Raw genomic sequence first — 25,235 nt, 5'->3', positions numbered from 1 at the left:
CCTAGTTTGCCTGATTGAACAGAATATCAATAGCTGTGTAGTAAACCGTAGTCTTGCCCTCAAAACCAGAGTCCGTTCCCACCAATATCCACACTTCGCCTTGGCTGTTCGTAGTAACACGAAAAGGATTGGCTGAACTATTGTTCCTGAAAATTTCAGTAAACTGCGTTGTAGTGGGTGCAACGCCAATGTTTCCGATAACCAAAACATCAGCTCCTGCTTGCGATTGACTGCCAATGTCTGCATTCATCCTATAGAAGCCCTCAACCAAAACTTTCTCAGGTTTCGCAACTACTGCCCCGGCTTTTACAAAAACACTTTCACCGGGTGCCCCGCCCACCCCTGCACTGCCGGTTGGTGCGTTCGATGAAATCCTGACGTTGAACAGTACGCTGTATTCGGTATTTGGTTTTAAGCCGGTTAATTTTTTTCGGATAAACATAAACAGATCATCGCTGTGGTTTTTTCCGGAACTCATAAGGGCTTTGCGGTTTCCGTTTGTGCGCGGAAGGGTATCGTACTTAAATTTTAGTTCATAATAAACAGAGTCACCTTCGGGGTAATCGGCAAAATCACCATCCCAGCCATGATCTGAAACAGCGAAATCGTACGAAAAGGCAAATACCCTTATGTTGTCACTGTTCAACTCGCAAGCCGATGCAACCAACAGCACCGTTACCGAAATGATTAATCCTGTCAATCCCTTCATCTTACAAAAATACCCTTCTGATCGATTTAGACACAGTTGTTTTTAAAAGCGTTGTACCTGCACCTTCTTATTTCGAAATGATGGCAATATGACTAACTTCAACGCATGAAAATCTTTGCGACAGCCGTTTGTTTAGGGATTTGTGTTATATACCTGGCCTCGTGTTCTGAAATTTCGTATAAGGAACCCCAGCCAAAAGGCATTAAAAGCCTCGCACAAGTTCCTGCCAAACTTCAGGGAAAATACCTGATTATGGAAGAAGGTGAGTTGGCCGACACATTAATTGTCATGCCAGGCGGCTACAAACTTGGTAAAGATGAACTGGCTATGCTGAGCGACAGCCTGGTGATGAAACACTACAAGGGTTACTACTTCATTAACCTGCGAAATGAATTTTCATGGTACCTGCGTGTAGTGAAACAACAAAAAAATGGCGACCTGCTTTATTTAAGCATGCCTGAAGTTTCGCATGAATACCAAGGGAAAAAATTCAGGGACCAGCTCGCACAAGAGGTTACCATTGTTGAAACGGAAGTTGATGGAAAAACTTTTTACCTGATTGATCCTTCACCAAAAAAACTAATCCAACTTATTCAAAAAGGGTACTTTAATGAACAGACTTTCCAAAAAGTAAAATGATTTACTTTTTTGAAATCGATAAAACAACCTGCTTTTTTGACATTCGAATATTCCAGGTTCCTTTCACTTCCACAACGCCATCGGGCAGATCAACCACCACCGGTTTTGTATATAACAGTGAGTCGGTGCCCAGCCGTTGCACGTTATCGGCCAATTCTGCCCCCAACACCATACTATTGAGGTAAGCATCAATAACCTGTCGTTCAATTTCAGAGCCGGCACTTGAGCCGGTTTGCAACCACCGAATGGCTACCTTTCGGCTAAGCTCCAGCGAATCCTGGTCAAGCCCGGCTTCTACCTTTTCCATAATGTCCCTTCCAAATGCAAAGGCAGCCTCCATAATTTCAACATCACTTACTTTTTTAATACTGTTAAGCTCGCGGGCTTCGCGCATTTGCTTGCGTTGCTCATCATTTAGGGAGCCACCACAGCCCATTAGAAAAATGAGTGTAATCGTGTACCAGTTAATCAAGCGCATGGCCAAAGGTAATGTTCGGCTACAAATCTTGCGAATGCCACGTTTTACTAACTTTACGCCCGTTTTGTAGGTATGATTGAAAAATTAGAAGAAATAAAGCATCGTTTTGAGGAAATCGGCCAGTTGCTGATTCAACCAGACACGGTTAGTAACCCGAAGAAATACTCGCAACTGAGCAAGGAATATGGCGACCTGGAAAAAATCGTTTCACGATATAACCAGTTACTGCTCGTGCAAAGCCAGTTTAAGCATGCCAAAGAAATGCTCCAAAAGGAAAAAGACCCGGAAATGCGGGAGATGGCCAAGCTGGAAATCGATGAACTGGAACCAAAAATAGAGGCCCTTGAAAATGAGTTAAAGGAATTGCTGATACCAAAAGACCCGAACGATGACAAGAGCTGCATACTGGAAATACGTGCAGGTACCGGGGGTGATGAAGCCTCCATTTTTGCCGGTGATTTGTGGCGCATGTACCAGCGCTATTGTGATCGGGTAGGGCTTAAAATGAGTACCGTTGATTTTACTGAAGGCACAGCCGGTGGTTACAAAGAAATTGTTTGCAGCGTGAGTGGTGACAATGCCTACGGTCGGTTAAAATTTGAGTCGGGCGTGCATCGCGTGCAGCGTGTGCCGGCCACCGAACAACAAGGGCGTGTGCATACCTCAGCCGCTTCGGTGGTTGTGCTTCCGGAAGTTGAAGATGTAAACATCGAGATTAACCCGGCCGACATTGAAGTTCAAACGGCACGTTCCAGTGGCGCGGGCGGACAAAACGTAAACAAGGTTGAAACAAAAGTACAGATGACACACAAACCCACCGGCATTGTAATTACCTGCCAGGTGGAACGTTCGCAACACGGTAACCGCGAGCGAGCGTTGCAAATGCTAAAGGCAAAATTGTATGAAATGGAAGTTGCCAAGCAGCAAAGTGAAATTGGGGCTACCCGAAAATCGCTGGTGCGCAGTGGCGACCGCTCCGAAAAAATAAGGACCTACAATTACCCGCAAAGCCGCGTTACCGATCACCGCATCGGGTATACGCAACACAATTTACCTGCAGTAATGAATGGTGACATTGACAATTTTATTGAGCAGCTTCGTATTGCCGACAGTGCCGAAAAAATGGCTGAAGGGGCAACGCAATAAAAATTATCAAGTTGGCCAAGGCATGGCCTGAGTATCAACGAATGATGCGGGTTAAGCGGTAATAATCGGCCATGGCAACCCTGAAATTTTCACGTGCTTCTTCACCCTGAAAAATTGGAATGTTTACACCATTCACCGCTATCGTAAACTTGTTATCTGCCATAATGCCTTCGTAAATCTTAGTGGCAAATTCCAGCATGTTCTCTTTTCCACGCTCCGCCAACGTGTAGGAGTACGTTATGCCGCTAACCGAATCTTGCTCAAACATAACCAAGGCAGGCAAATCAGCAAGCACAGCATTGGTTTCAATCAACACATAAGCCTCATCCTTGCGCCAGTCAACAACAAGAGTTGGGTTAAGCACGGGAACGTCATTGCCCTTATAACGATTACTTAACCGATAAGCATGCCATCCGGCTTCTTTAAGGTCATTGAAATCATAATAAATCTGCCTGACATTTTTGAAGAATAAATAGGAATCTGCCGTGATTTTAAAAGAAAAACGTGCCCGATCGATAGCTTTTTCCCGATCAAGCTTGCATCCGGTAAACAGTAATGCCATAAAACAGGCATATTTCACGATCGGTTTCATAATCACTAAACCCGGTGCAATGGATAAAGTTTTCATAGCCTTGCCAAAGACCTTTATACACCGAAAATTCCTAACTTGAATTTTATTAACACAATTCTATGAACAAGGTTTTAATTACGATTTTGGTTGTATTGGGCTTATTGATCGTTTTGATCGGTGGCTTTGTGATGTGGGGCGCTAGCGTTTATGACAATGCGGTTAAACTGCAGGAAGATGTTAATGCCGAATGGGCAAACGTACAGTCAACCTATCAAAGACGAATGGACCTGATACCCAACCTGGTGGAAACGGTAAAAGGGTACGCCAACTTTGAACAAGAAACGCTTACCGGTGTAATTGAAGCACGATCGAAAGCAACTTCCGTTACGATTGATCCTTCCAAAGTTACCCCGCAGCAGTTTGCCCAGTTTCAGCAGGCGCAGGATGGCGTAAGCGCTGCCTTGTCACGATTGATGGTTGTTGTGGAGCGGTACCCCGACTTAAAGGCCAATCAGAATTTTCTTGACCTGCAGGCGCAATTGGAAGGCACCGAAAACCGGATTAATGTTGCCCGGCAGCGCTATAATGAAAGCATACGCGAATACAACACCTATGTGCGGGGTTTTTTCAAACGTTTTGCGTTGGGCATATTTGGTGGTGGTGAAGACTTTAGTGTACGCAAAGGGTTTGAAGCATCGGAAGGTGCTGACAAAGCCCCTCAAGTGAAATTCTAATTCCAATGATTATGAAAACTAAAATTATTATTCCCGTACTGCTAACTCTTTTCTTCGTCACTGCTGCAACCGCGCAAGACAGTTATACAGTGCTTGTTAAAAAATACTTTGAGGCCAGCGGATCAGCGGAAGCCTTCAAAGGCGCTATTACTTCCATGATGACCAATTTCAAAAGCATGAACAACCAGGTGCCTGATGAATTTTGGAAAGAAATGGAAAAGGAAATGCTGAGCACTTCTATTGATGATCTTGTAAAGATGATGGTGCCGGTGTACAAGGCGCATCTTACAGAGGCTGACTTGAAAGACATTGTAAAATTCTACGAAACGCCATCAGGTAAAAAGCTGGCACAAAAAACACCGGTAATTACACAGGAATCAATGCAGGCCGGCCAGGTTTGGGGGCAGGCCGTGGCGGCCAAGGTGATGAAGAAAATGCAGGAGAAGGGTTATTAATATATAATTATGAAAAAGGTTCTGGTCCTGACGCTTGTCTGTATTGCCTTTGTTGTCCACGCCCAGTCGGATGTGGAGGCAATTAAAAAAGTTGTGACTGTCGCTTATATCGAAGGCACACAAAACCTGGGAAGCATTGACGATATCCGGAAAGGCTTTCATCCCAGTTTTACCATGCTTCGGCTACTGGAGAATAATGTTAGCCCATTGTCATTAGAAGACTGGATTAAAGCAATTGAGACACGGAGAAAAGAAAACGCTGGCAACCTTGTTCGTACCGAAGGAAAAATTTTAACTGTAGATGTTATGGGCCGTGCCGCTACGGTTAAACTGGAACTGCACAAAGAAGGCAAACTTATTTTCATCGATTACCTGGCCTTATATAAATTTTTGGAAGGCTGGCGAATTGTGAGCAAGACATTTTACAGGCATCCGTGAGACAGTTATTAAATTAACCAACCGCAGAGCCCCGAAACGGAGACTCTGCGAAGACGCAAGATATTGAACCTTACCTTGTACATTCATAAAAAAGCCCCGGTCTAAAACCGGGGCTTTTATTTTATCTCTTATAAATAACAGACTAGCTCAACGTCCGCTTCACTTCGCGCATTTCATAACTTTCAATTACATCCCCCACCTGAATATCGTTAAAGCTTTCGATGCCCATACCACAGTCGTAGCCTGATTTTACTTCACCCACATCATCTTTGAAGCGTTTGAGTGAGTTAAGCTTACCGGCATACACCACAATACCATCGCGGATCAGGCGTATCGGGTTGTTGCGTTTAATGTATCCATCGGTAACCATACAGCCGGCCACGGTGCCCACTTTGGTAATCTTGAACACATCGCGTACTTCCGCGTTGCCCACAATCACTTCTTCCTGCTCAGGCGCCAACATACCTTCCATGGCAGCCTTCACATCGTTGATGGCATCGTAAATAATGGAGTATAAACGGATTTCGATCTCTTCATTCTCGGCCAACCTGCGCGCGGCCGATGAAGGGCGCACCTGGAAACCAACGATAACCGCATCGGAAGCCGAAGCCAACAACACATCCGATTCAGATATTTGTCCGACACCACGATGGATAATGGATACCTGGATTTCCTTCGTAGAAAGTTTCAACAATGAATCGGAAAGTGCCTCAACAGAACCATCCACATCACCTTTAACAATCACGTTCAGTTCTTTGAAATTACCAATGGCCAATCGCCTGCCGATTTCATCCAGCGTGATGTGCTTTTTGGTACGGATACTTTGCTCACGCAAAATCTGTCCGCGTTTGGAAGCCAGTTCGCGCGCTTCACGATCGCTATCCATCACCTGGAATTTCTCACCTGCTTGCGGTGCACCATCCAATCCTAGAATCTGAACGGGGGTAGATGGCCCAGCCTCTTTTATTCTTCCACCTGTTGCATCGAACATGGCTTTTACACGTCCGTAGTGTGCCCCGGCAAGCACTACATCGCCAATTTTAAGTTTACCGGCTTGCACCATAATAGTGGCCACATAACCACGGCCTTTATCCAGCGAAGCTTCAATAATAGATCCTATGGCAGGCCTGTCGGGGTTGGCCCGCAGGTTTAACAATTCGGCTTCCAGCAGTACTTTTTCTAATAGCTCATCTACACCCTGGCCAGATTTGGCAGAGATAGCCTGGCATTGGTATTTGCCGCCCCAGTCCTCAACCAAAATATTAATCTTGGCCAACGATTCCTTTATTTTTTCAGGGTTGGCCGTTGGCTTATCAATTTTGTTAATCGCAATAACGATGGGCACACCCGCCACCTGGGCATGGTTAATGGCTTCCTTGGTTTGTGGCATAACGTCATCATCGGCCGCCACAACAATAATGGCAATATCGGTAAGCTTGGCACCGCGTGCACGCATGGCCGTAAAAGCTTCGTGACCGGGTGTATCCAAAAAGGCAATCTTGTTACCGGTTGTTGTTGTTACATCGTATGCACCAATATGCTGTGTAATTCCACCCGCTTCGGATGCCGTAACTTTTGTTTTACGGATATAATCGAGCAACGATGTTTTACCGTGGTCAACGTGACCCATAATGGTGACGATTGGCGCGCGAGGTTTCAGGTCTTCTTCCCTTTCTTGTTCTTCTTCAGCAACAGCTTCTTCATCGGCTGTGGTAAATTGAACATCATACCCAAACTCATCAGCAATTACGGTAATGGCTTCTGCATCCAATCGTTGGTTGATTGATACGAACATGCCCAAATTCAGGCAGGTAGATATAACATCGTTAACCGATACGTTCATCAGCGAGGCAAGGTCACTGGCCGAAATGAACTCTGTAACGCGTAGGGTCTTTGATGCTTCTTGCTCTTGCAATATCTGTTGTTCTTGTGCATCGGATACTGCCTGGCGCTTTTCACGCCTGTATTTTGAACCGGAACTCTTCTTGCTTCCTCCGCTGAGTTTAGCCAGCGTTGCCCGGATCTGGTCCTGGATTTCCTTTTCGGTTGGTTCAGCTTTTTGGGGGCGTTGGGGCATCGGTCGGCCACCGCGTGGAGGCTGACCTTTTGTATCGCCAGGTGTTACGATGCGTTTCCGTGGACGTTTACCTTTTTTAGCATCATCGCTAACGTCTGACGAAGCTACAGGTTGATCTTTTTTCTTCTCTCGTTCAACCGGCAGTTCAATGCGGTCAACAACTTTAAGACCCTGTAATTTATCCGCACGGGCTTTAATCACCTCCTGCTCGGGTTTTTCAACTACTTCCGGTGCCTTGGGTTTCTCTTCCTGCTTAACCGGTTCAGGAACTTCAACCTCTTCTTCCTTTACAGCTTTTGGCTTTTTATCCAATTCAATCTTACCTACAACCTTAATGCCTTCCAGCTTGGCCTTTTCGGGTACAATTTTTTCCGGCCTGGCTTCCTCCTTTTTAATTTCAGCCGCACCAAGATTTTTAATCATGATGCTCTCCTCTTCGTCAACACGCTTTTTAGAGGCCTGCTCCTTCTCGCTTTCAATGATCAGGTTATCGGCATGCTTTACGCCTATGGTTAAGCCACTGGCTTCCATTTTTTCGGTTGCCGATGACGCAAACTCCTTGGACAGGATGGCGAACTGATCGGGCGTAAGTTTAGCGTTGGGGTTGTTTTCAACAACGTGCCCCTTTTTTGCCAGGTAATCCAATATGGTATGATGCCCCACATTGAGTTTCCTCGCAGCCTGACTCAACCTGATCAATTTTTCTTCTGCCATATTCAAATATTATTCTTTTTAAAATTACTTCGGTTAAGGGTGTATTACTGAAACGTTATTCAAACTCCTTACGAAGAATATTGTGCACGTGCTCAATGGTTTCTTCTTCCAGGTCTGTTCTCCTTACCAATTCTTCCTTCGATAAAGTCAACACACTTTTCGCTGTATCCAAACCGATGCGCTTCAACTCATCAATAATCCAGCCTTCAATCTCATCGGAGAATTCGTCCAGGTCAACATCTTCTTCGGTTTGTCCATCCAGTTCACGGAACACATCAATTTCATACCCCACCAGACGGCTTGCCAACTTAATGTTTAGTCCGCCTTTTCCAATGGCCAACGATACCTGGTCGGGTTTCAGGTAAACCGAAATCCGGCTATTGTCCTTATCGACTTTTATGCTGGAAATTTTTGCCGGGCTTAAGGCACGCTGAACGTATAACTCCAAGTTTTCCGTGAAGTTGATTACATCAATATTCTCGTTCTGCAACTCGCGCACAATGGCATGAATGCGTGATCCTTTCATGCCCACACAAGCGCCCACAGGATCGATACGATCATCATACGATTCAACCGCAACCTTGGCACGCTCGCCCGGTTCACGAACAACTTTCTTAATGGTAATTAATCCATCGTATACTTCGGGTACTTCTTGTTCGAACAGGCGTTCTAAAAACACGGGTGACGTACGCGATAAAATAATTTTCGGGTTGCCGTTTACCATTTCAACTTTGTGTACAATGGCACGCACGTTTTCACCTTTGCGGTACCTGTCCTTCTGGATTTGTTCGCTTCGTGGAATGGAGATTTCATTCCCTTCTGCATCGATCAAGAGAACTTCTTTGCTCAGTATTTGATAAACCTCTCCCGTGATTATTTCGCCCACCAGGTCTTTGTACTTCTGGAATAGAATATCTTTCTCCAGGTCTTTTACTTTTTGGATAAGCGTTTGCCGTGCCGTAGTCACTGCCCTGCGGCCAAAATCTTCAAGGTAAATCTGCTCGGCTACTTCTTCGCCTACTTCAAAATCTGGTTCAATCTTGATTGCTTCCGAGTAGCTGATCTTGTCGTGGTCCCAAATGTCTTCCGAATCATCATCGACAATTTCGCGGAAGCGCCAGATTTCGAGGTCACCCTTGTCGGCATTGATAATGATGTCGAAGTTGTCGTCCGTTTCATACTTTTTACGGATCATATTCCGGAATACATCTTCCAGGATACGGATCATCGTAGGCCGATCGATGTTTTTCTGCTTCGCAAATTCTGCAAACGATTCTATGAGGCCTGCAGCTGTGTCATTCGTTGTCATAACTTATTTAAATGATACCATTACAAATGTTTTTTCTATATCAGAAAAAGGAATGGTTACTTCCTTAACTTCTTTCTTTTTCCCTGTGCCGCTGGTAACCTCTACTGTTATTTCCTGTGGGGTTACCGCTACCAGCTTACCTTGTAAAACAAGGGTCTTTGTTTTCACCTTAACCGTGCGCCCTACGTTTTTCTGGTACTGCCGCGTCAGTTTCAGTGGGTGATCCAATCCTGGTGTTGACACCTCAAGCATGTACGGGTCGTTGAACAAGTTCTCCTCGTCCAACGCAGCCGAAAGGGCACGGCTCAGCTCCGCACAATCATCAATGGTTACACCGTTGTCACCATCAACAATCACGATCAACTTAAAAGGCTTCTTTTTAAGGGACGCAACCACCTCTACCAAAAACTGGGATTCATCCTTAAGATGTACCGCGGCCAGTTCTTTTATGCGCTCCACTAAATCCATAAAACCGATAAAACAAAGAGGGGACTTTTGTGTCCCCTCGTCTAGTTGATCATATTTCGATGCAAATGTATAGGATTTATCCTTGATCGCCAAATAATGAATTTCAATGCCCAAAGTTGGGAATTTCTGAACCCTGAATTTTGTCTTACTTTGAACACTTATGCGAACATCTGATCATCTTTTAATACTTGCCCTTGCGCTCCTTTATTCTTGTTCTGGCAACCCAGGGAAACAGGTTGAACAACAAACGGAAAGGCCTGCCAAAATGGTCGTTGTGCCGGTGTTTAATCCAGATTCTGCCTACGATTTTGTAAAGAAGCAAGTTGATTTTGGCCCACGCATACCCAATACCGCTGCCCATAAAAATGCGGCCGATTATTTCGTAAAACAGTTCAGTGCCTACGGTGCCCAGGTAAATATTCAGGATTTTGAAGCCATGACTTACGATAATCAAAAGATTTTTTTGCGAAACATCATAGCCGCCTTTAATCCGGATAAAACCAAGCGAATACTATTGGCAGCCCATTGGGATACCCGCCCATTTGCCGATAAAGATCCGCAAAACCCAAGGGCACTTTTCGATGGTGCCAATGACGGTGCCAGTGGCGTTGGGGTGTTGCTTGAAATAGCCCGCGTATTTCATGAGAACAATTTGCCGGAGGTAGGTGTGGACATTATTCTTTTTGATGGTGAAGACTGGGGGTTTGATACGTCAACCGCTGAAAGCCTCTATGGCAACAACAGCGACTTTAAACTCCCCAAAAAGCTGGATTCATGGTGGTGCCTGGGTTCACAGTACTGGTCGAAAAATAAACACACGCCAAACTACTCGGCTTACTATGGTATTTTACTTGACATGGTAGGTGGGAAGTACGCACAATTTGTTCGCGAGGGTGTATCGATGGAGTATGCCCCGGGTATTGTCGATAAAGTCTGGAATACTGCCAGCCGTTTAGGGTATGGTCATCTTTTCCTAAACAAGAAGGAAGGGGCAATAATGGATGATCACCTGTTTGTAAATACCTATGCAAAAATCCCCACCATTAACATCGTTCATTACGATGGTAGCGAAGGCTACTTTGGTGATTTTCACCATAGTCGAAAAGACAGTATGGAAAATATTAGCAAAGAAACCCTTGAAGCTGTTGGAAGAACGTTGCTCCAGGTTATTTATAACGAATAGTGTTAAACCAGTCGCTTCAGGTACTCCCCATACCCACTCTTTTCAAGAGGCTTGGCCAGTGCCAGCAACTGATCGCGGTCAATGAATTTCATACGGTAGGCAACTTCTTCGATGCAACCTACTTTTAATCCCTGGCGCTGCTCAATAACTTGTACAAAAGTTGACGCCTGCATCAACGAATCAAAAGTGCCTGTGTCTAACCAGGCCGTTCCGCGGTTCATCACGGCTACTTTAAGTTTGCCTTGCTTCAGGTAGGTGTTGTTTACATCGGTAATTTCCAATTCACCCCGCGGGCTTGGCTTAATGTTTTTTGCAATTCGAACCACCTCATTATCATAAAAATATAAACCCGGTACGGCATAATTTGATTTAGGCTTTGACGGTTTTTCTTCAATCGTAATGGCATTCATTTGGTCATCAAATTCAACCACTCCATACCGTTCAGGATCATTCACGTGGTACGCAAATACAATACCCCCGGATGGATCAACACAGGATTGTACCAATTTTGCAAAGCCACTTCCGTAAAATATGTTGTCGCCTAAAATCAAGGCAACACTATCTGCACCAATAAACGCTTCACCAATAATGAATGCCTGGGCCAGTCCTTCCGGCCGCGGCTGTTCGGCATATGAAAATGAACAGCCAAATTGTTTGCCATCTCCCAACAGTTTTTTAAACATGGGCAAATCGTGTGGTGTGGAGATGATCAGGATTTCGCGAATGCCCGCCATCATTAAAACCGAAAGCGGATAGTAAATCATGGGCTTATCATACAACGGCATAAGCTGCTTGCTCACCGCCAATGTAAGGGGGTGTAAACGGGTGCCAGATCCACCTGCCAATATGATGCCTTTCATAAGTTATATAATTGATTATCAGCGATTTATATACATTTTATCGTAATACTTCAGGTATTCTCCTGAAGTTACATGGCTTAGCCAATCCTTGTTGGCCAGGTACCAGTCCACGGTTTTCTCCAACCCTTGTGCAAAATCTGTTTCAGGGCGCCAACCTGTTTCGCTTATAACTTTAGAGGCATCAATGGCATAACGCAAATCATGTCCAGGTCGGTCGGTGACATACGTAATCAATTTTAATGCAGCGCCATCTTCACGTCCTAGTTTCTGATCAACGATACTGCATAGTAATTTCACAAGATCAATATTCTTCCACTCATTGTTGCCGCCTATGTTATAAACTTCACCGGATTTACCATGATGAAAAATAGCATCAATGGCGCTTGCATGATCTTCCACGTAAAGCCAATCCCGTATATTCTCACCTTTACCGTAAACCGGCAGCGGCTTACCGTTCACCATATTATTAATCATTAGCGGGATCAACTTTTCAGGAAACTGATATGGACCGTAGTTATTTGAACAGCGACTAATAAGGGTTGGTAAGCCATAGCTGTTGCCAAATGCTTGCACAAAGTGATCACTGCTTGCTTTTGATGCTGAATAAGGAGAGCGGGGATCGATTGGAGTTTCTTCGGTGAAATATCCTTCATCAATAGATCCGTATACTTCATCGGTGGAGATGTGGTAAAACATTTTTCCGTTCATCTTCCCTTGCCATGCCGTATGGGCAGCTTTAAGCAAACGAATGGTGCCAATAATATTGGTCATGGCAAATTCATCCGGGTTGTGTATGGAGCGATCAACATGCGACTCAGCTGCCAGGTGAATTACCCCCTGAACTGTGTTTTCTGAAAAAATCCGGTTCAGCAGTTCGATGTCCAAAATATTGCCCTTTATAAAGGTGTAATTGGGTTCATTTTCCACATCCCTTAAGTTCTCCAGATTACCGGCATAGGTCAAACTATCCAGGTTAAGGATGTGGTATTGGGGGTATTTGCGTACAAATAACCGCACCACATGCGATCCGATAAATCCGGCACCACCGGTAATCAGAATATTTTTCTTGTTTGCCAATTTCTTAGTTTTTTATGATTTCACGACCAATACTATAGTAAGTGAACCCAAGTTCACGAATATTTGAAAGATCATAGATGTTCCGCCCGTCAAAAATGGCTTTTGAATTCATAAGCGTTGCCATCTTATCGTAATCCGGTGTACGGTACTCGGGCCACTCCGTGGCAATCAATAACGCATCGGCATTTTCAAGTGCATCATAGGAATTGGTATGGTAGGTAACTTTGTCACCCAACTGCTTTTTCACATTTTCCATAGCTTCAGGGTCGTGCACGTGCACCGTTGCCCCAAGCGCTAACAATTCTTGAATGTTCAACAATGCCGGTGCTTCCCGTATGTCATCGGTTTGTGGCTTAAACGATAAGCCCCATACTGCAATTTTCTTTCCCCTCAATCCATCTTTAAAATGTTCCTTCATGCGGGCAATCATTTTTGTTTTTTGATGCTCATTAACATTCATCACAGCATCAAGGATTTTGAAATCGTACTTCACTTGTTGCGCAGATTGTGAAAGCGCCTGCACATCTTTCGGAAAACAACTGCCTCCATAACCAATGCCGGCAAATAAAAACCTTTTGCCAATGCGGCTGTCGGTGCCCATGCCCTTACGCACAAGGTCAACATCTGCACCCAGGCGCTCGCACAGGTTTGCGATCTCGTTCATGAACGTAATCTTAGTAGCCAGGAATGCATTGGCAGCATATTTTGTAAGCTCTGCGGATGGCTCGTCCATAACAATTACGGGATTGCCCTGCATCACAAACGGTGCATAAAGGGTCTCCATTATTTTCTGTGCCCGGGGGGAACGTGTTCCAATAACCACCCGTTCGGGTTTCATAAAATCTTCAACGGCCAATCCTTCGCGCAAAAATTCCGGATTGGAAACAACATCAAATTCAACGTTGGCACCTTCTGCTACTTTAGCCCTAACCTTTTCAGCCGTACCCACAGGCACTGTACTTTTATTTACAATTACCGTGTATTTTTCAAGCATAGGCCCAAGTTGACCTGCCACTTTTAATACATACTGCAGGTCGGCCGCACCGTCAGCTCCTGGTGGGGTGGGTAATGCTAGCATGATTACCTGCGCGTCCTGGATACCTTCACGTAAATCAGTTGTGAAAAATAACCTGCCCTCCTTTAGATTCCGTTCAAAAATGATCTCGAGGCCTGGTTCAAAAATGGTGAGTTTACCACCTTTTAGCTTCTTAACTTTCTCGCTATCAATATCAACACAGGTTACGGTATTACCTGTTTCGGCAAAGCAGGTGCCGCTTACTAATCCAACATAACCTGTTCCTACTACTGTTATCTTCATATGGGTCTACAAAAAGACCCCAAAAATAACTGTTTTGCCTTCTAAAACAGGCAGTAATAAAGATTTAACCTAAACAAACTAACATTCGTTTGGCTATTGCGTTAAATGCTCTACCTTCGTAACCCTAAAAAAATTGAATCGAAATTATGAGCACATTACTTGAATCATCTGATATTATCTCCTTTGAGGAAAGCGAAAACCAACGAATGATCGCCCAAATGGTGCGTGATTTTGGCGATCGTGAAATCAGACCTTTTATGATGGAGTGGGATGAGTCCCAAGAATTCCCGATAAAAATGTTTAAGAAAATGGGTGAGCTTGGGTTAATGGGTGTACTCGTACCTGAAGCCTATGGTGGTGCCGGTTTCGGATACCTCGAATATGTTACGGCCATATCGGAGTTGGCTAAAATAGACGGTTCCATAGGTTTGTCTATGGCTGCCCACAATTCGTTGTGTACAAACCACATCCTGCAATTTGGTAGTGAAGAACAAAAACAAAAGTATCTACCCAAACTGGCAACTGCCGAGTGGATAGGGGCGTGGGGGCTAACCGAGCCCAACACCGGATCAGATGCCGGGAACATGCGCACCGTTGCCGTGGCCGATGGCGATTACTATGTGCTTAACGGAGCAAAAAATTTTATAACACACGGAAAATCCGGTGATGTTGCTGTTGTAATTGTTCGTACCGGTGAGGTTGGTGATTCACATGGCATGACTGCCTTTGTTATTGAAAAAGGAACCCCGGGTTTTACCTCTGGAAAAAAGGAAAATAAGCTGGGAATGCGGGCATCTGAAACTGCCGAGCTTATTTTTTCTGATTGCCGCATACACAAATCACAATTATTGGGAGAGGTGGGAGAAGGTTTCATCCAGGCCATGAAAGTTTTAGATGGTGGCCGCATTTCTATTGCGGCACTAAGCCTGGGCATTGCACAGGGAGCTTTTGAAGCTGCCCTTCAATACTCGAAAGAAAGGCATCAATTCAACAAGCCAATATCCTCGTTTCAGGGCATTGCCTTCAAATTGGCCGACATGGCTACCAAAATTGAAGCTGCGAAATTGCTCACGTATCGGGCGGCTGACCTGAAAAACAAAGGATTTAGCGTCAACAAAGAATCGGCCATGGCAAAGCTTTATGCCTCAGAAATAGCGGTTGAAATTGCGAACGAAGGCGTTCAAATATTTGGCGGATATGGCTATACCAAGGATTTTCCGGCTGAAAAATACTACCGTGATGCCAAATTGTGCACGATCGGGGAGGGTACCTCGGAAATACAGAAATTGGTTATTTCCAGGGCGGTGTTAAAGTGATTTTTGCAAAAATGGATGCTGTATTGTTATATTTGCAGCCCTAATCGGAAAGAGATGATTGTAATCAACATTAAAGAAAACGAATCCATTGACAAGGCGCTAAAGCGTTTTAAGAAGAAATTCGAAAAAACCGGTGTTCTTCGCGAATTACGTGCACGCACCGCATTCGAAAAACCCTCTGTAAGACGCAGGAGCGAAATTATCCGTGCTGCTTACCGTGAGCGCATGAAGGGTTTGGAGAACGCATAATTGCCTTTTCAGGAGATATTCCCTTATTATTTATAAAATAATCAATAATCCCCAGGGGACTTTACCCTTGGGGATTATTTTTTTACTTTGGTATTACCGATGGATTTGTGCAGTACCGCATGATCGATTCCTTTCTAAAATACCTCCAGTTTGAAAAAAGGGTAAGCAAGCACACGCTTACAGCTTATCAAAACGATCTTGATCAGTTTCAATCGTTTATTAACGAGGTATTTCATGATCATACCCCTGAAACCGCAGACTATGGTGTTGTCCGCTCGTGGATTATTCAATTGGTCGATAGTGGGATCAAACCTGCCTCAGTAAATCGAAAAATAGCCAGCCTAAAAACATTTTATAAGTTCCTTACGCGGGAAGAGGTCATTAAAAAAAATCCCATGACCAAAATTCGTGTACTGAAAACTCAAAAGCGTTTACCCTCCTTTGTGAAAGAAACGGAGATCATAAACCTGTTGGATAATGTATCGTTTGAAAACACATTGGAAGGTTGGCGCGACAAACTTATACTAGAAATGTTCTATTCCACAGGCATCCGTCTTTCTGAATTAATTACGCTAAAGGAATCCCAGGTGGACATTCACAAGACCACAATAAAGGTTTTAGGAAAAAGAAACAAGGAAAGGGTAATCCCTTTCCCGAAAAGCATCGTATCTACTTATGAAAGTTATCATCAAATTCGAAATAGGGAGGTGGCGTTGAAAAATCATGGGTTTGTTTTTGTAACCGATACAGGTGAGCCTTGTTACCCGATGATGGTGTACCGGATTGTAAAACGATACCTGAATGAAAACACCCAAACGGAAAAGAAAAGTCCGCATGTGCTCCGGCACACGTACGCTACTCATTTGCTCAATAAAGGAGCAGAAATAAATGCGGTAAAAGATTTATTAGGCCATAGTAGCCTGGCTGCCACACAAGTTTATACACACAATTCCATGGAAAAAATAAAAAAGGCCTACGATCAGGCCCATCCAAAAGCCTAACCCTTTGCCTATGAAAAAATAACTACATGCTTTGTGCCGGCGAAAACCGGAATTTGATGTTCAACCTTAAACTAATTTTTTATGAAACTGAAAGTGCAATCCATCCACTTTGATGCAGACCGTAAGCTTGTCGATTTTATTCAAAAGAAAGTCGACAAACTTGAAACATTCTTTGACCGAATGGTGGATGGTGAGGTCTTCCTCAGGCTGAATAATGAAGGTGTCGAAAATAAAACCGTGGAAATCAAGCTCAATCTGCCGGGGAATCAACTATTTGCCGCGGAAAAGGCACGATCATTCGAAGCCGCAACTGACCAGGCAACCGAGGCCTTAAAAAATCAGTTAAAAAAATTCAAAACTAAAATCAATGGCGGTCGGGCCTAATGTATACTAAAAGTAAGGGGCCTATCGGCCCCTTTTTCATTTTAACTTAAAAACTTTCTGTACTTGCTCTACGTAATCTAGTTTTTCCCAAGGGAATAACTCAACCTTCACACGCTTTTCACTTTTCTTTCCTTTGTTGAAAATTTTTTCAACAACCTTTGTTTCGCGACCCATGTGGCCATAAGCTGCTGTTTCTGCATATATAGGTGAACGAAGCTTGAAACGTTGCTCAATGAAATAAGGACGCATATCAAAAATCTTTTCGATGCGCTTTGCAATTTCACCATCATTTAAGTTAACCTTGGCTGTGCCATAAGTATTTACATATAACCCAACAGGCCTTGCCACACCAATAGCGTAAGCAACCTGAACCAGCACTTCATCGCACACGCCAGCAGCTACCAGGTTTTTAGCGATGTGACGCGTGGCGTACGCTGCCGAACGATCTACCTTTGAAGGGTCTTTTCCGGAGAACGCCCCGCCACCGTGAGCTCCCTTTCCTCCATAAGTATCTACAATAATTTTTCTACCGGTTAATCCTGTATCGCCATGGGGCCCGCCAATCACAAACTTTCCGGTAGGGTTAATGAAGTACTTTATATCACTGTTGAAGAGTTTATGTACACGTTTCGGTAATTTTCTCATTACGCGTGGCACCAGTATGTTGATCACATCTTCTTTGATCTTCTTTAGCATCGGTGCATCTTTGTCAAAGTCGTCATGCTGTGTAGAAACTACAATAGCATCGATGCGGACAGGTTGATTGTTGTCGTCATATTCTATGGTTACCTGCGATTTTGAATCAGGCCTTAAATACGTCATTTGCTTTCCTTCCCTTCGGATAGCCGCCAATTCGCGAAGTAACGAATGTGCAATCTCCAAAGGAAGCGGCATGTAATTGTCTGTTTCGTTAGTTGCATAGCCGAACATCATGCCTTGATCGCCCGCGCCTTGCTCTTCTTTCTTCTTCCGCTCGACACCCTGGTTAATATCGGGAGACTGTTCGTGAATAGCCGAAAGAATACCGCACGAATTGGCCTCAAACATATACTCACTTTTGGTGTATCCAATTTTACGGATTACTTCACGGGCAATGTCCTGAACATCCAGGTAAGCTTCGGATTTCACTTCGCCTGCCAGCACAACCTGGCCTGTGGTTACCAACGTCTCACAAGCAACTTTTGAATTAGGATCGTAGGCTAAGAAGTAATCAATGAGTGCGTCAGAAATCTGGTCAGCTACTTTGTCGGGGTGGCCCTCAGACACGGACTCTGAGGTGAATAGATACGGCATAAGTTATCAATTAAGGATTAATGCTTGGTTTAAGTCGGCAAATTTAGACTAATGGGGGTAAAACAAAAAGATATTTTCAGGCCAGGAACAAGAACACCGCAGGCAACTTGGGCCATGAATTCGCCAACTTCTTCCATGTTTTGACCGGCAAGGTTTTGATCGATTCCTCCTTTCCGGTTATATCAACTGCAACACATAAACGGGTTTCATCCTGCAACGATTTCAACAGGTTTGCAAAAACTGCATTGTTCCGATAAGGTGTTTCAATAAAAATTTGTGTCTGGCTTTTAGTTCGCGACTCTAACTCAAAAGCCTTGATGGCCCTACGGCACTCAGTTCCATCAACCGGTAAATATCCTTGAAATGCAAATCGCTGACCATTAAGGCCTGATGCCATTAACGCCAGCAGGATAGATGAAGGCCCTACCAACGGAACAACACGGATATTGTGTTGGTGTGCATAGGCAACTGCCAATGAACCCGGATCGGCAACTCCCGGGCAACCTGACTCAGACAATACCCCAACATTGATGCCGTGCATAAGTGGTGCAAGTAACCCCGGAAGTGTTGCTACATGAGTGTTTTTATCAAGTACATTGAACTGAAGCTCTTCAATAACCGGGAAAATTTTCAGGCTACTCAAATACCTGCGTGCCGTGCGAATATCTTCCGCCAGGAAATAACGGAGGGGCTTAATGGTTTCAGTAACCTGATCAGGAATAACCCGATCAGTTGTTTCATCTGCGATGGAGGTGGGTATCAAATAAAGTACTCCTTTACCCGGCATTTAAAAAAGATAAAATAACCTGTACAAATTCCTCTGGCCTTTCAGCCTGCACCCAATGGCCGGCATCCATGGTTACAATAGCGGAGGCCGGGAAAAATTTCTTGATTGATGCACGGTCTTCATCCAGTATATAATCCGACTTTGCACCGCGGATAAATAATGTCTTCTTTTGAAAAACACCCTGGTATACCAAACCACCACTAATAACCTCAAGATTCTTATCAATCACCGGTAAATTAATACGCCAACCAAATCCGCCTTCGGGTTTACGCATCAGGTTTTTTAACAAAAACTGTCTTACTGCCTCACTTGAAATATGCTGGGCCAGCGAGTCGTTTGCCTCTTGACGCGATTGTATTGAATCAATCGGTACGGCTTTTAAACCTTCAACAATATGATCGTGCCGTACATCATAGGCTTTGGGGGCGATGTCAACAACAATAAGTTTATCCAGTTTATCCGGATGGGCCAGCGCAAAATTCATGGCCGCCTTGCCGCCCATGGAGTGGCCTATAATTACCGGGTTTTCGATAGTATGTTCCTGTATGAAATTAAGAATATCATTACTGAGGACTGTGTAATTAAATTCATTGCTGTGTGGCGATTGGCCGTGATTGCGTTGGTCAACAACCCAAACGCGATAGTGTTCACCCAACATCTTTGCCTGTGGCAACCAGTTATCCGAAGATCCCATCAACCCATGCAGGATAATCAAGGGTTGGCCCTGTCCGTATTCGCGATAGAATAACTTCATTTTCCAAAAATAAACAATCCCAACTCATGAACCGGATTATGGAAGTATATTTGAATTTTAAAGAGCAGCTAATGGAGCTTAAAGAAGGTTCATACGTTATTCAAAGCATAAAGGCATTGGATATTGCCGAACAATTTGGTACCCCGGTTTATGTATATGATGCCGAAAAAATTGTACACCAACTTAAAACATTGAAAACAGCATTCGCAGATGCGGATGTCAAAATCAAGTATGCCGTTAAGGCCCTCTCCAACCTCGCCATCCTTCGGCTGTTGAAAAAGAATGGCTCGGGGGCAGATGTAGTTTCTATTCAGGAAGCACACCTTGCACTCAAGGCCGGGTTTTCCCCATCAGAAATCATGTTCTCTCCAAACTGTGCCGACTTCACTGAAATTGAGGAAGCCGTAAAACTCGGGCTGGTAGTGAACATTGATAACATACCTTTTCTGAAAAAATTCGGTGTACAGTATAGAAGTTCTTATCCCTGCTCCATCCGCCTAAACCCGCACATTATGGCAGGCGGAAATATCAAAATTTCAACCGGACATAGTGATTCCAAATTTGGAATATCGGTGTACCAGCTTCCACAGATTATGGAAGTTGTTAGTCAGTATAATATCCAAATTCAAGGCCTGCACATTCACACCGGCTCAGACATAACTGAAACCGATGTGTTTCTGAAAATGGCCGATATCTTCTTCAGCGTTGCACGCGATTTCCCCGATTTGAAATTCATCGACTTTGGCAGTGGGTTTAAAGTTGCCTACAAAGAAGGAGACCGGGTTACCAACGTTTTTGATTTAGGTTTAAAACTCACCGAATCATTCCGGTTGTTTTGTGAAGAGTACGGCCGAAAGCTTGAGTTATGGTTGGAGCCCGGTAAATTCATTGTGAGTGAGTCCGGTCATTTGCTGGCGAAGACAACCTTAGTAAAATCTACTCCCTCAACCACATTTGTTGGTGTTAATACAGGGCTTAACCATTTATTAAGGCCCATGATGTACGATGCCTATCATCATATTCTGAACATCTCCAATCCAACAGGAGAACAAAAAGTTTACACCGTAGTGGGATACATATGCGAGACCGATACCCTTGGTGCTGAAAGAAAATTAAATGAAGTGCAGGAGGGCGATGTTCTGGCCATTAAAAATGCCGGGGCTTATGGTTTTTCAATGGCATCCAACTACAACTCACGTTTGCGGCCGGCAGAAGTTTTGGTGATTAACAATGAAGCAAAGCTTATTCGTGAGCGTGAAGTGTTTGAAGATTTGGTGAAAGGCCAAATTGAAATAGACCTTTAACTCAAAACAAACTCAGGTTTCCACCTTTTCTAAATTTTGAAAGATCATAGGCGGGCATGTGTCTCCCTGCCAGGTATTTCTTTTTGGATGCACGAAACAACTGTTGGATTGATTCCGCAAAGTTTCCTTCACCCATCATTCTCCTGCCAAATTGTGAGTCGTTTACATTTCCGCCATGCATGGATTTGATCTGGTTCCACACCTTATCAAACCTGTCAGGGAAATTCTTTTGCAACCAATCTTCAAAAAGTTGCCCGATGGCTCCATTTAAACGAACGATTGTCATCCCGGCAGCCTGCGCGCCATGATCAGCGGCCGCTTTCATGATCATCGGAATTTCATGATGGTTTAAACCCGGTACAATCGGAGCATTCATTATGCCTACAGGCACGCCTGCTTTTGCCAGTTCCTCAACTGTTTTCAATCTTTTCAGGGCACTGGCTGTCCGGGGTTCCATTATTCTTCGCAGGTTTTCATCAAGCGTGGTGATGGAGATATAAACATGTACGAGGTTGTCTTTGGCCAGATCACTCAACAAATCAAGGTCGCGCAAAATCAAACTGTTCTTAGTAATCATGCCCAACGGATGGCGATACTGTGCGAACACTTTGAGTAGGCCGCGTGTAATTTCAAGTTTACGCTCTAAGGGTTGGTAGCAGTCTGTGTTCCCCGAAACACTTATCGGAACAGGCTGCCAGTCAGGATGAAGAATAAATTTTTCGAGCAGTTGCGGAGCATTTTTCTTTACCATGATTTTGCTTTCAAAATCCAAACCGGCACTGAACCCATAATACTCATGCGTGTTGCGCGCGTAACAATAAATGCAGCCATGTTCACAGCCCTGGTAAGGATTCAGTGAATACATCATACCCAAATCCGGACTGGTTACTTTGTTTACGATTTTTTTTGCCTGTTCGTAAAAAACCTGGGTGGTGGGGGCAGAAAGTAAAGCTTCATCAAGGCCTTCAATGTGATCGGTAACATAACTGGTTTTTAAAAACCGATTTTGTGTTTTTAACTGTGAACCGCGGCCTTTTATATACTCATCCATAGTAAGAATTGCTAAAGTTAGGTGTGCTCCAAATGCTTTGAAAACATTTTTAACTTGCACGACATAAGTTGTCAGGAAAACAACAACCCACAACTTGTAAGACAATGCTTAGCTATACGCCAACTCCGATACAGGAAATACATGATCCGCTATTTGATAAGGCGGGAATTCGTGTATTGGTTAAGCGTGAAGATTTGAATCATCCCTATGTTTCAGGAAACAAATGGTGGAAGCTGAAGTACAATCTTGAAGAAGCAAAAAAACTGGGACACAAAACGTTGCTCACCTTTGGTGGTGCTTATTCCAACCACATTTTTTCCACCGCAGCTGCTGCACATGAACTGGGCTTTGAAAGTATTGGCATCATTCGTGGTGAAGAAATGTTTCCGCTCAACCCAACGTTAACATTTGCGAAAAGTCGTGGAATGGGGTTGAAGTACATAACACGAGAAGCATACAGGCAAAAAATAAATCCGCATTTTATTGAGAGCCTTCATCAGGAGTTTGGTGACTTCTATTTAATACCCGAAGGCGGCACCAATGCGTTAGCTGTAAAGGGTGTTGCGGAATTCGCGCAAACACTGGGCGATGGATTTGATTATTTGTGTTGTGCCGTGGGAACCGGAGGGACATTGGCCGGGCTAATAAAAGGTCTTGATGCTTCAGTAGAGATTCTGGGATTTCCTGTTCTAAAAGGGGGAGAATTTTTGAAAGAAGAAGTAGAAAGGTTAATTGGGAAGGAGGCAAGAAACTGGAAGCTAATGACAGATTATCACTTTGGTGGATATGGAAAAACAACGGCTGCTTTATTTGAATTCATAAAAGATCGTCTGACAAAAAATAATTTGCCCTTAGACAGCGTTTATACAGGAAAGCTTGTTGCCGGAGTTTACGATTTGATTGAGAAGGGCTATTTTAGAAGGTGGGCAACAATTTTAGTGGTGCATTCAGGAGGCCTTCAAAATAAGTAAACCATGAAAAAGATCATTGTTTTAATCCTCATCATTGCGTTTCCCCTAATCATAAACGCCACGCACCTGCGCTGTGGGTACATTTCCGTGAAGCGGTTGAGCAGCACAAATCTCACCTGTAGAATTACTATCACCGTCTATACCGATACAGGTTCACCAGTACTCTTTGGTGGTGAAAGTGACCTGCTTTTCTTAGGGGACGCTTGGTATTGCAAAAGCGTCTTACTCAGTAGATCATACTTATGCCGGACCCGGCCAGTTTGCCATTTTCTATACTGAGCCCAATAGAAACGGGGGCATTATAAATTTTGATAATTCCATTTCGACAGTATTTTACGTTGAGACCGTTATAAACCTGGATCCCTTTCTTGGTTCGTTCGACACCCCTGATTTTTTGTTTGACCCATTTTTCCATGCTAAAGCAGATGAACCCCTTTCACTTTCCATAGGTGCTTTTAGCCTGGAAGATCATGTTATTTCATATGAATTAAGCACTCCAAAAAGAGACAAAAATCAGCCTGTGCAGAATTACAGGCTACCTGAAAATCTTCAGATAAACTCCTTTACAGGCTTGCTTACGTGGGACACGAAGTTTCAGGGAACCTATACCACTGGAGAATTTTTGTTCGCTGTAAAAATTCATTTATCAAAAGTCATTGACGGAAACTTATATCGTCTTTGTACTGTAGAAAGGGACATTCAGATAATTTTAACAGATCATGATTCAGGCAGCAAAATATCACTAAAGAATCCGCTGGACGAAAATAACCGAGTTTATATTCCGATAAATGAAAGCCGAACGATTAAAATACTTTACGAACCTAATGAGCAAAACGAATCCACGTTGAGTGCCTACTCAACATTAACCGAGGATGAACTCCAGTTTAGTACCTACGATTCATCCTCTGCCAATATTAAAGTTGGATTACTTACACTTACCTCTTCTGCCGCTATAGATCGTGACAATCCTTACGTCATTACTATCCGCGGTCGTCAACCATCAATGTACCCTGCTTATGCCAGTGATCTTTGCTTGCTTTTTTACACCCGTGATCTTTATCCGGAGATTATTACCCGAACAGAAGATACATTAGCCGGTATTTCTGTAATGCCTAACCCGGTAACGGATTACTTAAAAATCCAGTTGCCCCATCAACAACCCGCACAACTCACGCTCCTTGATTTGTCAGGAAAAGTTGTACTGAAAAAATTCATTAACGAAACCTGTATGGTGGATGTGCGTGATTTAGCGGCAGGGATTTACATTGTTAAATTACAAACAGGTAATGGTCGAAGAACAATAAAGATTATTAAAAATTAATCCCTTCGTCCTCCCTTTAACCAACTGGCAATGCTCCAACGGGTGCTTTCTTGTACCACCGCACCACTCTCTGATGCACGGTTTACTTTTTCTACCGTGTAAAAAGCCGTAGGGAGTATATCTTTCATTTTGGAGAGCAATTCTTCCAGGTTTTCGCGGGGTAAAACTGTAAACACCAGGCTTTCCGGGCCATCAAGCCCTTCTGAATTTACACGGGTGTACCGGAATTGATTCTGGGTAAGAAACGCAATGAGTTCATCCACATCCTTTCGGGTAATAATCCGCACAATTACTTTTCCATAGGCAATGCGTTCTTCTATCATCATGCCCACTAAAATGCCCATGGCAAAACCACCAGGATACGCCACGTAACACACCCAATTATCAAGGTGTTCGAAAATCTGCCGAATGGCCATGAGCCATATAAACGATTCAAAAAAGCCAAGCGTTGTTGCTGTTAACCTTCTTCCACCCAATACATAAATAATGCGGATGGTATTGATGGAAACATCCATGATGCGCGCCAAAAAAATAAGCAGCGGCAAAATGAAATAGCTGAAAAGATTTTCAGGCAAGCCAACGGTTTCTGTAAAAAATGTTTCCATAAATCAATTTCGTGTAAAGATTA

The 25,235-nt window shown here is 43.8% G+C and carries 27 protein-coding genes; 13 read left to right on the top strand and 14 right to left on the bottom strand.

Annotated features, from left to right (window positions below; all coding sequences use genetic code 11):
• Nucleotide 1: 1 nt before the first annotated feature.
• On the bottom strand, nucleotides 2-709 hold the full coding sequence (locus KIT51_01535) for a hypothetical protein (protein UYN86989.1): 708 nt from the start codon (nucleotides 707-709) through the stop codon (nucleotides 2-4).
• Between the two features lie 105 nt (nucleotides 710-814).
• On the opposite strand from KIT51_01535, the gene KIT51_01530 reads away from it, so the two are divergent.
• The gene (locus tag KIT51_01530) at nucleotides 815-1,348 is read left to right on the top strand and encodes a hypothetical protein (GenBank protein ID UYN86988.1); all 534 of its coding nucleotides are present in this window, start codon (nucleotides 815-817) and stop codon (nucleotides 1,346-1,348) included.
• Nucleotide 1,349: 1 nt separating this feature from the next.
• Here the strand turns inward: KIT51_01530 and KIT51_01525 are convergent, their stop codons facing one another.
• Nucleotides 1,350-1,826 carry a hypothetical protein gene (locus tag KIT51_01525; protein UYN86987.1) on the bottom strand — a complete coding sequence of 159 codons (477 nt, stop codon included), beginning with the start codon at nucleotides 1,824-1,826 and terminating at the stop codon, nucleotides 1,350-1,352.
• Between the two features lie 72 nt (nucleotides 1,827-1,898).
• On the opposite strand from KIT51_01525, the gene prfA reads away from it, so the two are divergent.
• Nucleotides 1,899-2,972, top strand: a complete 1,074-nt coding sequence (prfA, locus tag KIT51_01520; GenBank protein UYN86986.1) for a peptide chain release factor 1 — start codon at nucleotides 1,899-1,901, stop codon at nucleotides 2,970-2,972.
• A gap of 34 nt (nucleotides 2,973-3,006) precedes the next feature.
• Here prfA and KIT51_01515 read toward each other — a convergent pair whose 3' ends face one another.
• On the bottom strand, nucleotides 3,007-3,600 hold the full coding sequence (locus KIT51_01515; GenBank protein UYN86985.1) for a hypothetical protein: 594 nt from the start codon (nucleotides 3,598-3,600) through the stop codon (nucleotides 3,007-3,009).
• A 62-nt stretch (nucleotides 3,601-3,662) separates the two neighbouring features.
• Between KIT51_01515 and KIT51_01510 the strand changes: the two genes are divergently transcribed.
• The 3 genes from KIT51_01510 to KIT51_01500 are packed head-to-tail and all read left to right on the top strand — an operon-like array spanning nucleotide 3,663 to nucleotide 5,170.
• Nucleotides 3,663-4,277, top strand: coding sequence for a LemA family protein (locus KIT51_01510; GenBank protein UYN86984.1), 615 nt, complete (start codon nucleotides 3,663-3,665; stop codon nucleotides 4,275-4,277).
• An 11-nt stretch (nucleotides 4,278-4,288) separates the two neighbouring features.
• Entirely contained in the window at nucleotides 4,289-4,732 is a 444-nt protein-coding gene (locus KIT51_01505; GenBank protein ID UYN86983.1) for a DUF2059 domain-containing protein, read from the top strand.
• Nucleotides 4,733-4,741: 9 nt separating this feature from the next.
• Nucleotides 4,742-5,170: a nuclear transport factor 2 family protein gene (locus KIT51_01500; protein UYN86982.1), complete on the top strand. Its 429-nt coding sequence runs from the start codon at nucleotides 4,742-4,744 to the stop codon at nucleotides 5,168-5,170.
• 142 nt (nucleotides 5,171-5,312) lie between these two features.
• Here KIT51_01500 and infB read toward each other — a convergent pair whose 3' ends face one another.
• Genes infB through KIT51_01485 form a run of 3 tightly spaced genes read right to left on the bottom strand, consistent with a single transcriptional unit; the run spans nucleotide 5,313 to nucleotide 9,831 of the window.
• Entirely contained in the window at nucleotides 5,313-7,961 is a 2,649-nt protein-coding gene (gene infB / locus KIT51_01495; protein ID UYN86981.1) for a translation initiation factor IF-2, read from the bottom strand.
• A gap of 55 nt (nucleotides 7,962-8,016) precedes the next feature.
• Nucleotides 8,017-9,270 carry a transcription termination/antitermination protein NusA gene (gene nusA / locus KIT51_01490; protein ID UYN86980.1) on the bottom strand — a complete coding sequence of 418 codons (1,254 nt, stop codon included), beginning with the start codon at nucleotides 9,268-9,270 and terminating at the stop codon, nucleotides 8,017-8,019.
• Between the two features lie 3 nt (nucleotides 9,271-9,273).
• Nucleotides 9,274-9,831: a ribosome maturation factor RimP gene (locus KIT51_01485; protein ID UYN86979.1), complete on the bottom strand. Its 558-nt coding sequence runs from the start codon at nucleotides 9,829-9,831 to the stop codon at nucleotides 9,274-9,276.
• Between the two features lie 67 nt (nucleotides 9,832-9,898).
• On the opposite strand from KIT51_01485, the gene KIT51_01480 reads away from it, so the two are divergent.
• Nucleotides 9,899-10,921, top strand: coding sequence for a M28 family peptidase (locus KIT51_01480; protein UYN86978.1), 1,023 nt, complete (start codon nucleotides 9,899-9,901; stop codon nucleotides 10,919-10,921).
• A 2-nt stretch (nucleotides 10,922-10,923) separates the two neighbouring features.
• Here the strand turns inward: KIT51_01480 and rfbA are convergent, their stop codons facing one another.
• The 3 genes from rfbA to KIT51_01465 are packed head-to-tail and all read right to left on the bottom strand — an operon-like array spanning nucleotide 10,924 to nucleotide 14,176.
• Nucleotides 10,924-11,781, bottom strand: coding sequence for a glucose-1-phosphate thymidylyltransferase RfbA (gene rfbA, locus KIT51_01475; GenBank protein ID UYN86977.1), 858 nt, complete (start codon nucleotides 11,779-11,781; stop codon nucleotides 10,924-10,926).
• Nucleotides 11,782-11,799: 18 nt separating this feature from the next.
• Nucleotides 11,800-12,858: a dTDP-glucose 4,6-dehydratase gene (rfbB, locus tag KIT51_01470; protein UYN86976.1), complete on the bottom strand. Its 1,059-nt coding sequence runs from the start codon at nucleotides 12,856-12,858 to the stop codon at nucleotides 11,800-11,802.
• A gap of 4 nt (nucleotides 12,859-12,862) precedes the next feature.
• Nucleotides 12,863-14,176, bottom strand: a complete 1,314-nt coding sequence (locus KIT51_01465; protein ID UYN86975.1) for a UDP-glucose/GDP-mannose dehydrogenase family protein — start codon at nucleotides 14,174-14,176, stop codon at nucleotides 12,863-12,865.
• Between the two features lie 176 nt (nucleotides 14,177-14,352).
• Here KIT51_01465 and KIT51_01460 point away from each other — a divergent pair, with 176 nt between their 5' ends.
• The 4 genes from KIT51_01460 to raiA all read left to right on the top strand — a co-directional run bounded on the left by KIT51_01460 (nucleotide 14,353) and on the right by raiA (nucleotide 17,126).
• Nucleotides 14,353-15,492, top strand: coding sequence for an acyl-CoA dehydrogenase (locus KIT51_01460; protein UYN88464.1), 1,140 nt, complete (start codon nucleotides 14,353-14,355; stop codon nucleotides 15,490-15,492).
• Nucleotides 15,493-15,546: 54 nt separating this feature from the next.
• The gene (gene rpsU / locus KIT51_01455; GenBank protein UYN86974.1) at nucleotides 15,547-15,741 is read left to right on the top strand and encodes a 30S ribosomal protein S21; all 195 of its coding nucleotides are present in this window, start codon (nucleotides 15,547-15,549) and stop codon (nucleotides 15,739-15,741) included.
• A gap of 119 nt (nucleotides 15,742-15,860) precedes the next feature.
• The gene (locus KIT51_01450) at nucleotides 15,861-16,742 is read left to right on the top strand and encodes a tyrosine-type recombinase/integrase (GenBank protein UYN88463.1); all 882 of its coding nucleotides are present in this window, start codon (nucleotides 15,861-15,863) and stop codon (nucleotides 16,740-16,742) included.
• Between the two features lie 81 nt (nucleotides 16,743-16,823).
• Entirely contained in the window at nucleotides 16,824-17,126 is a 303-nt protein-coding gene (gene raiA / locus KIT51_01445; protein ID UYN86973.1) for a ribosome-associated translation inhibitor RaiA, read from the top strand.
• Nucleotides 17,127-17,162: 36 nt separating this feature from the next.
• Here the strand turns inward: raiA and metK are convergent, their stop codons facing one another.
• The 3 genes from metK to KIT51_01430 form a co-directional block, all read right to left on the bottom strand.
• Nucleotides 17,163-18,419: a methionine adenosyltransferase gene (metK, locus tag KIT51_01440; protein UYN86972.1), complete on the bottom strand. Its 1,257-nt coding sequence runs from the start codon at nucleotides 18,417-18,419 to the stop codon at nucleotides 17,163-17,165.
• A 76-nt stretch (nucleotides 18,420-18,495) separates the two neighbouring features.
• Nucleotides 18,496-19,206: an SAM-dependent methyltransferase gene (locus KIT51_01435; GenBank protein UYN86971.1), complete on the bottom strand. Its 711-nt coding sequence runs from the start codon at nucleotides 19,204-19,206 to the stop codon at nucleotides 18,496-18,498.
• Nucleotides 19,196-19,960 carry an alpha/beta fold hydrolase gene (locus KIT51_01430; protein ID UYN86970.1) on the bottom strand — a complete coding sequence of 255 codons (765 nt, stop codon included), beginning with the start codon at nucleotides 19,958-19,960 and terminating at the stop codon, nucleotides 19,196-19,198. The genes KIT51_01435 and KIT51_01430 overlap by 11 nt, the downstream gene beginning before the upstream one ends.
• A 71-nt stretch (nucleotides 19,961-20,031) precedes the next feature.
• Here KIT51_01430 and lysA point away from each other — a divergent pair, with 71 nt between their 5' ends.
• Nucleotides 20,032-21,264: a diaminopimelate decarboxylase gene (lysA, locus tag KIT51_01425; protein ID UYN88462.1), complete on the top strand. Its 1,233-nt coding sequence runs from the start codon at nucleotides 20,032-20,034 to the stop codon at nucleotides 21,262-21,264.
• 1 nt (nucleotide 21,265) lies between these two features.
• Here the strand turns inward: lysA and KIT51_01420 are convergent, their stop codons facing one another.
• Nucleotides 21,266-22,315 carry a PA0069 family radical SAM protein gene (locus tag KIT51_01420; GenBank protein UYN86969.1) on the bottom strand — a complete coding sequence of 350 codons (1,050 nt, stop codon included), beginning with the start codon at nucleotides 22,313-22,315 and terminating at the stop codon, nucleotides 21,266-21,268.
• Between the two features lie 104 nt (nucleotides 22,316-22,419).
• On the opposite strand from KIT51_01420, the gene KIT51_01415 reads away from it, so the two are divergent.
• Nucleotides 22,420-23,286, top strand: a complete 867-nt coding sequence (locus KIT51_01415) for a 1-aminocyclopropane-1-carboxylate deaminase/D-cysteine desulfhydrase (GenBank protein ID UYN86968.1) — start codon at nucleotides 22,420-22,422, stop codon at nucleotides 23,284-23,286.
• Nucleotides 23,287-23,680: 394 nt separating this feature from the next.
• Entirely contained in the window at nucleotides 23,681-24,607 is a 927-nt protein-coding gene (locus KIT51_01410; protein ID UYN86967.1) for a T9SS type A sorting domain-containing protein, read from the top strand.
• Here the strand turns inward: KIT51_01410 and KIT51_01405 are convergent.
• Nucleotides 24,604-25,212 carry a hypothetical protein gene (locus KIT51_01405; protein UYN86966.1) on the bottom strand — a complete coding sequence of 203 codons (609 nt, stop codon included), beginning with the start codon at nucleotides 25,210-25,212 and terminating at the stop codon, nucleotides 24,604-24,606. The two genes, KIT51_01410 and KIT51_01405, sit on opposite strands and share 4 nt — an antisense overlap.
• Between the last annotated feature and the right edge of the window lie 23 nt (nucleotides 25,213-25,235).

Source organism: Cyclobacteriaceae bacterium, assembly GCA_025808415.1.
Lineage (GTDB): Bacteria > Bacteroidota > Bacteroidia > Cytophagales > Cyclobacteriaceae > UBA2336.
The sequence above is the reverse complement of the archived record's forward strand: the minus strand, read 5'-3'. Positions and strand labels throughout refer to the sequence as shown.

Bases quoted from the DNA above. Each gene is read 5' to 3' on its own strand.
- rfbA (UYN86977.1), bottom strand. From the start codon at position 11,781: ATGAAAGGCATCATATTGGCAGGTGGATCTGGCACCCGTTTACACCCC.
- KIT51_01510 (UYN86984.1), top strand. From the start codon at position 3,663: ATGAACAAGGTTTTAATTACGATTTTGGTTGTATTGGGCTTATTGATC.
- metK (UYN86972.1), bottom strand. From the start codon at position 18,419: ATGCCGTATCTATTCACCTCAGAGTCCGTGTCTGAGGGCCACCCCGAC.
- KIT51_01515 (UYN86985.1), bottom strand. From the start codon at position 3,600: ATGAAAACTTTATCCATTGCACCGGGTTTAGTGATTATGAAACCGATC.
- KIT51_01500 (UYN86982.1), top strand. From the start codon at position 4,742: ATGAAAAAGGTTCTGGTCCTGACGCTTGTCTGTATTGCCTTTGTTGTC.
- KIT51_01430 (UYN86970.1), bottom strand. From the start codon at position 19,960: ATGAAGTTATTCTATCGCGAATACGGACAGGGCCAACCCTTGATTATC.
- KIT51_01405 (UYN86966.1), bottom strand. From the start codon at position 25,212: ATGGAAACATTTTTTACAGAAACCGTTGGCTTGCCTGAAAATCTTTTC.
- rpsU (UYN86974.1), top strand. From the start codon at position 15,547: ATGATTGTAATCAACATTAAAGAAAACGAATCCATTGACAAGGCGCTA.
- lysA (UYN88462.1), top strand. From the start codon at position 20,032: ATGGAGCTTAAAGAAGGTTCATACGTTATTCAAAGCATAAAGGCATTG.
- KIT51_01435 (UYN86971.1), bottom strand. From the start codon at position 19,206: ATGCCGGGTAAAGGAGTACTTTATTTGATACCCACCTCCATCGCAGAT.
- KIT51_01465 (UYN86975.1), bottom strand. From the start codon at position 14,176: ATGAAGATAACAGTAGTAGGAACAGGTTATGTTGGATTAGTAAGCGGC.
- KIT51_01415 (UYN86968.1), top strand. From the start codon at position 22,420: ATGCTTAGCTATACGCCAACTCCGATACAGGAAATACATGATCCGCTA.
- KIT51_01535 (UYN86989.1), bottom strand. From the start codon at position 709: ATGAAGGGATTGACAGGATTAATCATTTCGGTAACGGTGCTGTTGGTT.
- KIT51_01480 (UYN86978.1), top strand. From the start codon at position 9,899: ATGCGAACATCTGATCATCTTTTAATACTTGCCCTTGCGCTCCTTTAT.
- KIT51_01505 (UYN86983.1), top strand. From the start codon at position 4,289: ATGAAAACTAAAATTATTATTCCCGTACTGCTAACTCTTTTCTTCGTC.
- prfA (UYN86986.1), top strand. From the start codon at position 1,899: ATGATTGAAAAATTAGAAGAAATAAAGCATCGTTTTGAGGAAATCGGC.
- KIT51_01530 (UYN86988.1), top strand. From the start codon at position 815: ATGAAAATCTTTGCGACAGCCGTTTGTTTAGGGATTTGTGTTATATAC.
- raiA (UYN86973.1), top strand. From the start codon at position 16,824: ATGAAACTGAAAGTGCAATCCATCCACTTTGATGCAGACCGTAAGCTT.
- KIT51_01420 (UYN86969.1), bottom strand. From the start codon at position 22,315: ATGGATGAGTATATAAAAGGCCGCGGTTCACAGTTAAAAACACAAAAT.
- KIT51_01450 (UYN88463.1), top strand. From the start codon at position 15,861: ATGATCGATTCCTTTCTAAAATACCTCCAGTTTGAAAAAAGGGTAAGC.
- KIT51_01525 (UYN86987.1), bottom strand. From the start codon at position 1,826: ATGCGCTTGATTAACTGGTACACGATTACACTCATTTTTCTAATGGGC.
- infB (UYN86981.1), bottom strand. From the start codon at position 7,961: ATGGCAGAAGAAAAATTGATCAGGTTGAGTCAGGCTGCGAGGAAACTC.
- nusA (UYN86980.1), bottom strand. From the start codon at position 9,270: ATGACAACGAATGACACAGCTGCAGGCCTCATAGAATCGTTTGCAGAA.